Origin of the sequence: Virgibacillus salexigens (genome assembly GCF_014905415.1) — a bacterium.
Lineage (GTDB): Bacteria > Bacillota > Bacilli > Bacillales > Amphibacillaceae > Virgibacillus > Virgibacillus salexigens.
This window is the reverse complement of sequence record NZ_BNEO01000001.1, coordinates 740292-753643: the sequence shown is the minus strand read 5'-3', so window position 1 is coordinate 753643 and position 13352 is coordinate 740292. Positions and strand designations below refer to the sequence as shown.

Sequence of the window (13352 nt, the reverse complement as noted above, 5' to 3'; positions counted from 1 at the left end):
GAAGTGGAATCTACTAAAACTATCATTCCTCTGTAAAATAGGCAATGGTTGCACGCTCTATTTCTTGAAAATAACTCCTGACAGGGATCGGCTGTAAGGTAACTCGTCTTGCGCTTTCAATTTCCTGATAGTCTAGATGCCCAAATGTAGTCTTCTTCCTCTACTGGTAAAAAGAAATGAATATCATCAAATGCAGATTATCTTTGACGTAACTAGATTTCATAAAAGAAATATTATCGAATTCTTGCCGATTTGCTAACAATGCAGAGACAAATTCGCGTATCGGTTTTGGTTGTTTTTGATCCGCTGCCATTGCTTGTAAAGCAGGGGCAGGGGAGGTATGGAACTCATCAAATAGCTCCTCCGGAAGCTGAATAGGCTGCCATCCATCCACAGAAATCTCTGTATCCTCCATTCGAGCATGCTCTCGAAGCAATTGGCCAATGCCGTCTTTTACACCTAGGAAAGAGAAGTGATGATTGCTTCCATCAATAGACTGAACCAATGTATCTTTTTTGTTGGTCAATAAATGGATAATAAGTACGTTATGATTACGCATATTGATCGTGCGAATCTTCTTCTTGGAATGTACAAGCAGGTACAATAAATCTTCTAATCCTCTTGCAATCCCCGTTTCTTGATTATCATCCCAATATCCCTTATATCCTTTAATTTCTAGGTAAGAGGATGAAGAAAACAGTCTTACGCTGCTTGTTTTATGGGCATATTTTCCTAAATAACATTTCTTAACTCATATAATCACCCATAAAATGGTACTTACTACTCTACAAGCAATCCATCTTTTTAAGTACCATATTACTATATGGAAATTTCTTTATTTCCACTCTAATAAGCAATACGGATTACGTATTTAGAAATAGTAGGTGATCAATGTGGAATTGAATTTACATAAGTTAAACTCGGAGCTTTTGGAGCTTCAACGTCTCATCGGTATAGCCAACTTAAGTTTAGAAGAAAAAAATGAAGAATTAAGACGGTTAAATAGTGCTTTATCCCAATTACAACTGAATAAAAGTGATTTTAATAGGACAAAAAGCATCTGTATAGAACCAGAATTCACAACGAAAACGCTTCATGGTAATAATGCCGCTAAAATACATAACTTCAGAGAAAATGAATTACAAGTGAGCTTCTCAGCGATTTCCGATAAAGATATTAGTGATGCGGAGAATCGAATCATAGAACAAATCAATCAGATAAAACAAGAGATTTATGTAATAGAAAGCAATATCTCATCGATGGAAACACAGCACACAAATGTAAACAGACAAAAGCGTGAGGTGGAAAATCAATCATGAGTGAAGAAATTAAACTCCAACAAACCCCTGTGGAGAATGGAATTGCAGAATTACGAGCTTCTATCCAAGAGCTGAATACATCTTTCGCACGGGAAATTGATGGAGAAAATCAGCTTCGGATGCTACGATCGTTTAATGAAATAAAAAGGGAATATGAGAAACTGTTAAATCAATTTGAGGCATTATTTGTTGCTAATGTAAATGCGACTGAAAAAGCCATCACAAAACTTCAAGAGACTGAACAACAAGTGGCGAATGATATTAAGCTGAAATAAGCGTCAGATCGCATAGCTAACAGCATTGGCATGAGGTATAATTAGAAAGGAGGTTCTCTCTTGAAAGTTTTAGATGTTCATCGTGTGCAGTCTGGAATTGATTATGCTGTAAAAGATATTGAATCCCTTTATGGCCGAATATCTTCTATTCAACGTGCAGTCAGGGATTTCTATTGTCTCGATGATGCATTAAAGGGAAAAGCAGGAGATGCAATGCGGACATTCTATAATGAGTGTCATCAGCCTTTCCTTATCTTCTTGTATCAATCTTTGGTAGACTATCAGAATACATTAGTAGATATGAAACAAGCGATTGGTACATATGAATCTAATACAAATGGCTTTATTGATCAGGGATTTCTAGAAAATGAAGTGGACCCAAGCTTGGATATAGTGAAGACAAAAACGATCGAGTTAACCAATGAAGCGAACCATATTCTAGGAAGTGTGCAGGATATAGTCGCTATTCCTAAAATTGATGAATCTCGAGTGGTTGAAGATGTTCAACGCGAAAAACAAATGATTCAAGATGTAGTGGAAGAGTTGCATCGATTAGATGACTATGAAACCTCTCAGCTTGAACAAACAAAAGTAGATTTACATAAAATGAGAAATTACATATCTGAGCTTAGTTCCAAATTCGACAGTGGCGATTTGTCGGTACAAGAATTCAATATAAATGCCGTCAATGGCATTACTGCTTATCAATCTATCAAGAATAGTAATTCAAAAAATGGAAAAGAAACAGCAGAAGTTATAAACTTGTATTCTATTAAGAACTTGCCACTATATGAAATTGAAAAAGCGAAGAATGAATCGTTGAAAGATATGGATGAGTTATCACAAGCAATCTTGAATAACTCGTATAAGGACTTAGAAAATGGAGTAATTGATAGAGAACAATATTACACAAATTTATCTGTACTTGAAAAATTAAAAGGTGATTTAAGTGAAGATGAATTAAAAGAAGATGTACCTGATAGCTTTCTTGGCTATTTAAAAGGTAATGTTGAAAAAATAGGTACGAATTTAGGTGTAGATATTACTGCTACGACTCTTCAACAAGTAGGCTATGGAACAACTAAATTTGGTGGTTTGATAAACATAATTAGTGGTATACATGGACCTTCAGGAAGTAATTCCTTTGTAATGATCAATAAAAGAACAGCAAGATTATCCAACTCTTTTATTAAAAACGGCGAGAATATACGTACGGCAGGAAAAGTTTTAGGTCGTGGTTTTATGGCAGCTGGTTTTGGTGTTGGTATCTATGTGGATTTAGCGCATAAGGATAAGACTGTAGGAGAAGCGATTTCTCATAACTCAGCGGCTTTAGGAGTGGGGGTAGTTGCGAATATAGGAGGAACAGCTGCAACGGCCTTCTTACTTGGTTCAAATCCAGCTGGTTGGGCTGTACTAGGTGGTATAGCTGCGGGTACATTTGCTACAACTGCGTTTAATTTTGTTTATGATAATAATTTTTTGGGGCTTCAAGATGGTTTAGATACAGTGGGGAAAAAGTTAGATGATATGGGAGAAAAAATTAACGAAACATTTGATAGTACAATGGAAAGCGCAGGTGAGGCTATACAGAGTGGTCTAAATGCTTTAAATCCAATGAACTGGGGATGGTGATCATTCTATGAAATGTGAGATTCAACGTGTAAATAAAAACATAAGATATAGAATTCTATCAATTAATAATAATGGTTATTACCTTGTAGATATGGGGCAATCATTATGGAAAATATTATTTCCTTTTTTGTTTTGGATTTTCCCACATACCGTATATAAAATTGACGATGAAGATATGTTGAGAAATATACAAGCTCCTGAATTAAAACAAGCAAAAACCAATTATTTTAGTATATTAGGAGCAGGTATTTCCATAATATTAGCTAATCTTTTACGACCTTTAATGGATTATTTTAATATTCAAAGTTCCACATTAGTGAACTCTATTATTCTTATCGTTGTGTTAATAATAGCTTTTTTACTCCGTTTTTATATAAGTAATATGAATAAGAAAAATCTATATAAAGTTGCTAAAACCGAGCAGTTATCAACTGATAGATTATGGATCAGACCAAAATCAACGAAGTATTGTTTTCAATATTTATTTTTTTATCTATTCTTCTTAGGATTTACACTAATAAGTTTTGTTGCATTTATTGAATACGGGAATGTAATGATGCTATTCTTTGCAACCGTTTTTTTGTTTCTTTTATTCATTGGTAGTGGCATGACAGTAATAGATGGAAATACAACAGTGAAATTTAAAGATGATAAAAAGGCAGTTGGATAGCATTATAATAAAAGGAGGAAGCACATAGTGTTACCAATAGGATCCATTGTGTACTTAAAAGAAGGAACAAGTAAACTTATGATTCTAAATAGAGGACCGATCTTAGAAGTGGAAAACGAAAAGAAGATGTTTGAATACTCAGGATGCTTTTATCCTCAAGGGTTGGTGCCCGATAATGTTTTTTATTTTAATCATGAAAATATCGATAGGGTAGTATTTGAAGGATTTAAAGATAACGAAGAAGAACGTTTCCAGAAACTTTTTAACGATTGGAAACAAGAAAATAATGAAAGTATAGAAAAGGGAATAGTTACATACCCATTGAAATAGTAAATGCTAGACCATTTTTAGAAGTTGAGCGTAAGGGTTCTATCTAAATAAGGTAGAACCCTTACGCTCAATAAAATATAGATTATAGTAATTATTCTAAGTTTGTATTTTGTTGATTGAGTGCATCGTAACTCTCTTCTTAGTTCACCTAGTTTATCTGCAACTGCTTAAAGATAAATGATTCTGTAATCTTTTAAAAAGAGATAACCTTTTTGCTTAAATAATAGTTATAGGTTTTAATATAAGCTTAAATTTCAAAATAGTTGATTATTCCTGCTATATCAATTCAGACTAGCGTAAGTATGGACGTCAATTCGTCTCCTCCCCAATCTCTAAAATGTAAAAAAAAGGTAAGAGTAGTGCAAAAAAGTAAATGTGCTTTTAGATAGAAAGCTGCTCCTGCTTTGAAAGAAGGAGCAGTAACAGTGTTTCGATAACCTTGTATCATCATTTTCCCCTTTCTTTCTATAAAACGCCGTATTTCTATTAATTTTGTAAAGGTTTACTTTTGATAATATGTGGCTTATATAAATTTAGAGAAGTACACTATTATACTTTAAATTCTGCATCTAGAACTGAACGCTTATCTATTATTTAATTACTAAAAAAAATGGAAATAACGCCAAATAACTGCCAGAGTAAAACAATAACAAACAGTATAGCTAATAACTTATTCCACAAAAGCGGCAAAACGGTTGTAATAACTTTTGTATATGATAGTTAATACCTGAAGTAAAAATAACAATATATTTAAATACAAAATCTATTTTTGTCTGGCATTCTAAAAACATTTGCTCCATAGACATAGACTCCTATAGTAAATGGATGAAAGATAATTGAAAAAGCTGCAACCATAAAACTCGTGGTAATAATCAAAAACAAAATTGTACTAGGGAAAGGAAGTTCTGCCCCCAGGAAAATTAGGGAAAAGAGGAATATAAAAAATAATGGCATGTACAGAGCCAACCCATGAATTTTTTGTTTGTTCGAATGAATACAAATGTTTATTGCTCCTTTTTCGAAAAGCTGCAGCGAATGCTAATAAAACTAGAAAAGGTTGGGGAAAAAGCAAAAAACCAATAGATCATGGTGCCAATCCCAATTCCAAGAAGGATAATTAATTAGAAATAGAAAGACGGTAAGAATAACAATACAGTTAGCCTTTAAAAAGAAATGAATCCTTCTGTAAGAACATATGTATTTTTCTTTTCAGTTATAGGATTATTAATTATCTTAATCCATTTCGTGTTTTATCTCCTGCACCATCTCTTGACTCCGTATATTATAGCAGATAAGAAATTTTGTTAGCTTATGATATATTCTTTCCCCTATTATACTCACTATGATTAAAGCAAATATGATGAGGTAACAACACCATTATAAGCCTGAATAAAGACTGGATATAGGTATTACTGCGAAGTCAGTTACACCATCTACAACAACTTTTATTCCACCTATGACACCATTAATAGTACCATCTACGACTTCTCCTATATTGAATCGCCTTTTTGTTTTGCCTTACATCAGTGTGCTTTGATTTCTTAATTTCTTAAAATCTGTAATGCTTTCATCATCAAACAAACCTGACCCTCCAGAATTGGATATAATTACCTGTTTTTGTTATAGAACAAAAAGATTTCATAAAGCGAATAAAATTTAAAGAGAGAAGTTGAATACTATACGAAGTGAGTCATACATTTGTAAATGATGGACAAGTAGTTTTTACTTTTGTATTTTATTTGATTTCCGAAATTGAGAATTTAATTCTTGGATTAATAAGACGTGTAAAGATGAACGCTCTATGATTAGGGTAATAAATGATTCACGGCGGCGATCAATTGATGGATTTAGGAATAAAAGACGGATCGCATTAGTTTTCAGCTTGTAATTATTTTTACGTTTACACTAAACGAAGCAGAAAAATGAATGCGCTTACAAAATATGTCGAAGAATGGTTTAAAGAAAACTATTTCCTTACCACTGCTCAGTCGTTGCTAGTTACAACAATCAATTTCTATTCAACAGGATAACAGGACAACAGGATAAAATTGATGGAGGATTTTCGCGGATCGTCGGGATTCATGAAATCATGCGCGATTACAATTGTGGATGTTCATGATTAATAATGAAAATGGGGGAGGATGCATATGAAAAAAATTGCTTTTAATTGGGTGATTGGTAGCTTAATGATTGTTTTGCTATTGGCTGGGTGCAGCAATGGGGAATCGGCTTCGGGTGAAGGGGATGGTCAAGAATATACTATCAAATTCGCTCATGTGGTAAGTCCATCTACTGCAAAAGGGAAAGCGGCAGAAAAATTTGGTGAACTTATTGAAGAAAGAACCGATGGGCAAATAAAAGTAGAAGTCTATCCAGATTCTCAACTCGGAAGTGATCGTGAAATAATTGAACAGATGCAGTCTGGTACTGTGCAAATGAACGCACCATTTACAGGTGTTTTACCTACCTTTGTAAAAGAATTTGAAGTGTTTGATCTTCCTTTTTTATTTGAGAATCGAGATCATGCCTTTAAAGCTACGAATGGTAAATTAGGGGATATTCTAGGAAAAAAATTAGAATCGCAAGGCATGCATTTATTAGGTTTCTGGGACGGTGGATTCAAGCATTTGACGAATTCCATACATCCAATTGAAACACCGAAGGACATGAATCAGCTAAAAATGAGAGTTTCACAAAGTCCGCTTCTAATCTCCCAGTTTCAGGCAGTTCATGCAGGTGGAGTGTCCATTGATTTTTCTGAGTTATATACTGCTTTGCAAACTGGTACAGTAGATGGTCAGGAAAATCCACTATCCAATATTGTTAGTAAGAAGTTTTATGAGGTGCAGGATTATCTTACGCTAAGTAGTCATGGTTATATGGCGTATCCACTTGTAATCAGCAGTAAATTTTATCAAAAGCTGCCTGAGGAACTACAAGCAGCTGTAGATGAAGTTTCAAAGGAAGTGACGGAATGGCAGTGGGAAGAATCGAAGCGTGATGAAGAGGCCTATCTAAAAAAATTAAATAAAACAGATATTCAAATCAACGAACTGAGTCCGGAGCAGAAGGCATCCTTTAAGGATGCAATGTCAAGCGTATATAACGAATTTAATAAGTTGGATGGTAGTAAGGAATTGCTAAATGCGGTCGATCAATAATTGCCAAACTAAAATTAGAGCGGTTGAGGCCATTCTTTCCCTTTTTTCTTTAATTGATTCAAAAGGAGCATGTAAATGAGAATAAATAAATTATTAGATCACTTGGAGGAGTACGTGGCAGTGCTTTCTCTTCTCATTGCTTCTTTACTGGTCTTCCTTCAAGTAGTACTTCGATATGCTTTTAATATATCCTTAGTCTGGTCTGAAGAGGTTTCAAGGTATATTATTATTTGGTTTATTTTAGTGGGGAGCAGTATAGCAGTAAGAGAGAAGGCACATGCGACAGTTGATGCGGTGGTTACATATCTGCCGTACATACTAAAGAGGCTATGTTCGATATTAGCGAGCGTGATAGGAATGATCTTTAGTGTCATTCTTATCTGGTCTGGATCGATTACGGTTTCCAATGTAATCGAATTTGGGAATGTAACACCTGCTGTAGGTATTCCGATGTTTATCCCATATTTGGCGCTTCCTGTAGGCGGTTCATTAATGTTCATTCGTTTTCTACAATTACTAATAAAAGATGCTACCAATGCTAAAAAAAATAATTCCAATGGAAATCCTCCAGTTACAGAAGGGGGAACGAAGGAATGATTATCGTTATTTTTGTTCTTCTATTAATTATTGGAGCACCGATTGCCGTAGCAATAGGCTTAGCGAGTTTTGTAGCCATGATGCAACAGGGAGTTTCGATTGATGTATTCTCTAGAACCATTTTTGCGGGAATAGATTCCTTTACTCTGATGGCCATTCCTTTTTTTATCTTTGCTGGAGATTTGATGCTTGCTGGCGGAACGTCGAGGAGATTAATTGATTTTGCTAAAAAGCTAGTAGGCTGGACGACGGGTGGATTACCAATTGCAGGGGTTATGTCTTCTATGCTATTTGCCGCACTTTCAGGTTCTAGCCCTGCTACGGTAGCTGCCATCGGTGGATTAATGATTCCTTCGTTAAATGATGCTGGATATTCAAGGAAATTCGCAATCGGTTTAATGACAACTGCTGGAACATTGGGTATTATCATTCCGCCTAGTATCACGCTGTTGGTCTATGGCTCTTCTGCAGAGGTTTCCATTAGTGATTTATTCCTTGCTGGAATCGCTCCGGGAATTTTTATTGGTTTGGTCCTGATCATTGTCAGTTATATCATTTCAAAAAGGGAAGGATTTAAACCAGAAGGAAGGGCGAGTCTTGGAGCGGTTGGAAAATCATTTATCTCAGCCATTTGGGGAATATTGCTTCCTGTTATTGTTTTAGGAGGCATCTATTTTGGGATTTTTACTCCGACAGAGGCTGCCGCTGTTGCAATTTTTTACAGTCTAATCATTGGGTTGTTTGTCTATAAGGAATTGACAGTGCGAAGGATCATCGATGTTACGAAGAAATCGGTTATAACTTCTTCGATGATCATGCTTGTTATTGCGGCATCTAATGTGTTTAGTTGGTATCTAACCTATGAGCAAATACCTGCCAATCTCGCATCTGTTTTTCTTGAGTATGCCAACACTGAGGTGGTTTTCTTATTACTTGTTATAGTCATTTTGCTGCTGGTAGGAATGTTTATGGATACGAGTGCGGCAGTATTAATTTTTGTTCCGTTATTTTTGCCAATGGTTTTCGAACTTGGGATTGATCCGATCCATTTTGGAATTATTATGATTGTTGCTCTTTCTATTGGCATGATCACACCTCCGTTTGGGCTAAATTTATTTGTAGCTTCGGGGATTAGTAAAGTATCATTAACCGAGGTAATTAAAAGTACCGTTCCGTTTATTCTTGTTATGATATTTACCTTGCTTGTTATAGCGTATATACCTGAAATATCACTATTCTTATTGAATGTATTTGATTAAGCAGCTGAAGGTTTGCCACACCGAATTGATTAAAAAAAACTAACCCAACAGGATTTCAAGCTGACACATCTACTATGTCTTATACCTTGCAAGTGCCATTGAATGAAACATTTCACGGAGTTACCTTACTAGGAGCGGATAAAGAAGGAAACGACAGGAGAAAGAACAGGCTTTTCTGGGTGGAATAGTCAGCGTTATACTTTCCTTGAGTATCCCTTGACAGTTTTTAAGAGTAAGTTTATGATACATACATATGTATAATTAGTGAACATATGTAATATAAAAGGGAAGAGAGATTTTATGCTGAATTGGGAAGATAGAAGATTAATGGTGAAAGTAGCAAAGCTATATTATTTTGATAGTTGGACACAACAACAAATTGCAAATAAACATAACGTTTCCAGACCGGTAATTTCTAAACTGTTAAACACAGCAAAAAAAGAAGGAATTGTGGAGATTTATATTAAAGATGAAACATCCCATACGGTGGATTTAGAGCAGCAACTCGAAAAAAAGTATGGTTTAAATGAAGTGATTGTTGTTTCTACAGCAGGATTCGCACCTGAAATGGCCAAACGACAACTTGGTCAAACTGCTGCCTCTTATGTATCCAATCATCTCACGAATGTTAAAAGTTTAGGGATTTCCTGGGGATCAACCCTATTATCCCTTGTAGAGGAATACCCATATGAGCGTCGCAACGATATTCATATTGTGCCAATTGTTGGTGGAATGGGAAGTGACTATGTTTATTTACATTCCAACCAGCTGTCCTTTAACTTAGCGCAAAAAATGAATGCTTCTTGCTCCTATCTTTATGCACCAGCTATGGTAGAAAGTCAGGATTTAAGAGAACGTCTTGTTAATTCTAAGGATATTGCCTATGTGCTTGAAGAAGGAAGAAATGTAGATATGGCCATAGTTGGTCTAGGGAATCCTTACAAAACATCTACGATGGAAAAAATTGGTTATCTTAATGAACACGATTTAACATCCTTAAGAAAAGCAGGTGCGGTAGGCGATATTAGTTCGAAGTTTTTTGACGCTGTGGGTGAGGAAGTAGACCATCCCCTGAATAATCAGGTCATCGGTCTTACCTTAGAGGAGATACGCAAAATACCAGAGGTTGTCGGAATAGTAGAGGGCTCTTATAAGCTTGAAAGTATAGAATCTGCACTGCAGGGCGGATACTTAAATGTCCTCATTACAGATGATCGAACTGCACAGGAATTGGTAGAAGACTAGAAACAAATGCAATGATAAAGAATTTTGTTAATAGAAAAGCCGGGCGAATCGAATGCTATGCAATAGTAAATGGTTCGTCCGGCATTTTTATTTTAGGTAGGAATAACAATAGATTTTAATCCTTCTTTGCTCAATGCTGTTTCAAATGCATTCTGTGTTTCTTCTAATGGGAAGGTGTGTGTAATAAAAAAGGAAAAATCAATAAAGCCTTCATCAATCCATTTTACTGCTTCCATGTGTAGATGTCTCGGAGCACCATGAGTTCCCACTACTTTTAGCTGTTTATAAATAATTGGGTTTGTATTTACTGGCATATCGGTAACACCTTTAATTCCTGCAAAGTACAGCACACGCCCTGTTGTTCTGGCAAGCATTAATGCTTCATTTTGAACTACTGGCGAGGGAGCTGTTACAATTACAGCATGTGCACCGAGTCCTCCTGTTTCAGATATCACCCTATCCATCGTGTTTTCATTATTTGGATCAATGACAATATCCGCTCCTATTTCTAGTGCCTTCTTCTGCCTTTCTTTTGAGCGCTGGACTGCGATTACTTTAGCAGCACCCATTCGTTTTAATGCGGCAATGTACATACAACCGATTGCTCCCGCTCCGTAAACAACTGCTGTTTCCCCCGCATGTACTTCTATTTCCTGTAGCCCGCTTAACACACAGGAAAACGGTTCGGAAAGACAGGCAAGCTGGTAAGATGTCGTATCAGCGATGCGCTGAACAGATCCATTTTGAATAAATAGGCTTGGCAAAACAATATATTCAGCGAAACCACCATCAACTTGATAGCCCATGGACCGACCTTCTACGCAATGGTGGCCCTCATTTGCCTGGCAATAATGACATGTGCCACAAGGCATGTGCGCGCCAAGTGTTACTCGATCCCCGAATTGAAAGCGGGAAACTCTAGGTCCAATATCTACAATTTCTCCTGCAATTTCATGTCCGGTGATCCGTGGATAGTCTACTCGATCATCCCCATTTTGATAAATTCGCAGATCAGATCCACATACACCTACAGCATGAACCTTTAGTAATATTTCATCTTCCTGAATACCGGGAAGATCACGTTCCGTCAGTGTTAAACGCTTTTTCCCGGTAAGTTCGACTGCTTTCATTTTGTGTCCCCCCCTTTTACACATCTTTAAATGTCACTGCCTTTGTAATGAAGTAATTCATTTCACGTCTTTCTTCCTCTTCCCTTTCTTTATCCCAATGAAGTATTGTTGCCATCTCTTGTGTAACATAAGGTAGTGACCTTTTTACTTTTTCTAGATCAAAAAGGAGGTAGCTTGTGCGACGATCATAAAAATCTGCTAACGATGCTACCATCTCAAACTGAAGGGTATAATGGAGCTCAGCAAGGACATCCCGTTCTTCCTTCTTAACATAAATAGAATCGAGCTCACTTATTAGCTTTAATAGTTTCTCCGTATTAGATCCATAACGTAGAACATAGTCCATGATTTCTTTTTCAGTTAACTTAAGATCATGATACATTCCGTGTAGCTTTCTCGCATATTGATTTATCTCTTCACTAGAGTCAAATTTGCCTCCTGAAAGTTTAACAGAAGTTGTATTCGTTCCATTTGATTTAGTGGTGGTTTTGGCTTCAATATGGGCTAAAACCCTTTCAGCCATCTTACGGTAACCAGTTAGTTTTCCCCCGGCGATTGTAACGAGTCCTGTATCAGATTCAAAAATCTCATCATGCCTTGAGAGCTCTGAAGGAGATTTCTCTTGTTCTCCGATAAGCGGACGAATTCCAGCCCAGCTTGACGTAATATCTTCTTCTTTTAAGTTCACATCTGGGAACATATCGTGAAGACATCCTAACAAATAGGTTACTTCTGACTTGTTGACATGAATATCATCCATATCCTGGCTATAGATAGATTCAGTTGACCCTACATAGGTCCTGTCTCCCACTGGAATAACTGCAATCATTCTACCTTTATGTTGAAAATAAATGGAGGAAGAAACAGGTAGATCGCGATATTGGAAAACAAGATGGATACCCTTTGCAAGCACCATATATTTTCCCTCAATTGGTCGATCTTTTTTTCTTATTTCATCCACCCAAGGTCCAGCAGCATTTACAACATGTTTTGCTCTAACAGTGAAGGTCCGCGCTCCAATATAATCTCTGGCAACGATTCCTTTTACCTGGTTGTGTTCATCCTTCAAAAATTCTGTCATTTCTGTATAATTCAAAACTAAGGCACCAGCTTCGGCGGCTGTTTTTGCTACTTCCATTGTCAGTCTACTGTCATCTGTTCGATACTCTACATACTCCCCGCTACCCTGCACAGTATCTTTATTAAATAAGGGTTCTCTCTTTAACGTATTTTTCTTGGAATAGATGGTATGTCTTTCCTCTTTTTTTACGCCTGCAAGTCGATCGTATAGAGTCAGACCTGCTTTTAATGTTACGAGATTATAAGATTCTTTCTTTACTAATGGAAAATTCATTTTAATTGGGTATACAAGATGTCGAGCATTGTTATAAACGATCGCTCTTTCGCGTCCTGTTTCTTTTACAACAGTGAAATCAAAGTTTTGTAAGTATTTTAGTCCCCCGTGGATTAACTTTCCAGAACGACTGCTTGTGCCTGAAGCAAAATCTTTTCTTTCGATAAGCGCAACTTTTAATCCCCTTGTTACGGCATCTAACGCAATTCCACTCCCAGTTATACCGCCACCGATAACCAATACATCGAAATGATCTTCTTCCATTCTTTTTACTATGGCATCACGAGACATAGTTGAGAAGGTTTCTGTTTTCATTCGTGCATCTCCTTTTTATCTTTTTTACAATTGTTCAATATGGTATCATACGTAAAATCACT

General features: G+C 36.3%; 12 protein-coding genes. 9 read left to right on the top strand and 3 right to left on the bottom strand.

Annotated elements, in window-relative coordinates:
• Nucleotides 1–160: 160 nt before the first annotated feature.
• Complete coding sequence (locus JKP73_RS03430; protein ID WP_200410923.1) at nt 161–559, bottom strand: hypothetical protein; 399 nt, start codon at nt 557–559, stop codon at nt 161–163.
• A 340-nt stretch (nt 560–899) separates the two neighbouring features.
• On the opposite strand from JKP73_RS03430, the gene JKP73_RS03425 reads away from it, so the two are divergent.
• The 9 genes from JKP73_RS03425 (at nt 900) to JKP73_RS03385 (ending at nt 10491) form a co-directional block, all read left to right on the top strand.
• Nucleotides 900–1319: a hypothetical protein gene (locus JKP73_RS03425; RefSeq protein ID WP_200410922.1), complete on the top strand. Its 420-nt coding sequence runs from the start codon at nt 900–902 to the stop codon at nt 1317–1319.
• The gene (locus JKP73_RS03420; protein WP_200410921.1) at nt 1316–1594 is read left to right on the top strand and encodes a YwqI/YxiC family protein; all 279 of its coding nucleotides are present in this window, start codon (nt 1316–1318) and stop codon (nt 1592–1594) included. Before JKP73_RS03425 ends, JKP73_RS03420 begins: the two co-directional genes overlap by 4 nt.
• Nucleotides 1595–1654: 60 nt before the next feature.
• Entirely contained in the window at nt 1655–3229 is a 1575-nt protein-coding gene (locus JKP73_RS03415) for a ribonuclease YeeF family protein (RefSeq protein WP_188944062.1), read from the top strand.
• Nucleotides 3230–3236: 7 nt separating this feature from the next.
• Complete coding sequence (locus JKP73_RS03410; protein ID WP_200410920.1) at nt 3237–3899, top strand: DUF443 family protein; 663 nt, start codon at nt 3237–3239, stop codon at nt 3897–3899.
• 27 nt (nt 3900–3926) lie between these two features.
• Entirely contained in the window at nt 3927–4229 is a 303-nt protein-coding gene (locus JKP73_RS03405) for a DUF4176 domain-containing protein (RefSeq protein WP_188944066.1), read from the top strand.
• 2147 nt (nt 4230–6376) lie between these two features.
• Complete coding sequence (locus tag JKP73_RS03400; protein WP_200410919.1) at nt 6377–7390, top strand: TRAP transporter substrate-binding protein; 1014 nt, start codon at nt 6377–6379, stop codon at nt 7388–7390.
• A 75-nt stretch (nt 7391–7465) separates the two neighbouring features.
• Nucleotides 7466–7987 carry a TRAP transporter small permease gene (locus JKP73_RS03395; protein ID WP_200410918.1) on the top strand — a complete coding sequence of 174 codons (522 nt, stop codon included), beginning with the start codon at nt 7466–7468 and terminating at the stop codon, nt 7985–7987.
• Nucleotides 7984–9246 carry a TRAP transporter large permease gene (locus JKP73_RS03390; RefSeq protein ID WP_021289553.1) on the top strand — a complete coding sequence of 421 codons (1263 nt, stop codon included), beginning with the start codon at nt 7984–7986 and terminating at the stop codon, nt 9244–9246. The genes JKP73_RS03395 and JKP73_RS03390 overlap by 4 nt, the downstream gene beginning before the upstream one ends.
• 300 nt (nt 9247–9546) lie before the next feature.
• Complete coding sequence (locus JKP73_RS03385; RefSeq protein WP_200410917.1) at nt 9547–10491, top strand: sugar-binding transcriptional regulator; 945 nt, start codon at nt 9547–9549, stop codon at nt 10489–10491.
• Between the two features lie 92 nt (nt 10492–10583).
• On the opposite strand, the gene JKP73_RS03380 is transcribed toward JKP73_RS03385, so the two are convergent.
• Both JKP73_RS03380 and JKP73_RS03375 read right to left on the bottom strand, forming a co-directional pair.
• On the bottom strand, nt 10584–11621 hold the full coding sequence (locus tag JKP73_RS03380) for a zinc-dependent alcohol dehydrogenase (RefSeq protein WP_021289551.1): 1038 nt from the start codon (nt 11619–11621) through the stop codon (nt 10584–10586).
• Nucleotides 11622–11637: 16 nt separating this feature from the next.
• On the bottom strand, nt 11638–13290 hold the full coding sequence (locus tag JKP73_RS03375; protein WP_200410916.1) for a glycerol-3-phosphate dehydrogenase/oxidase: 1653 nt from the start codon (nt 13288–13290) through the stop codon (nt 11638–11640).
• Between the last annotated feature and the right edge of the window lie 62 nt (nt 13291–13352).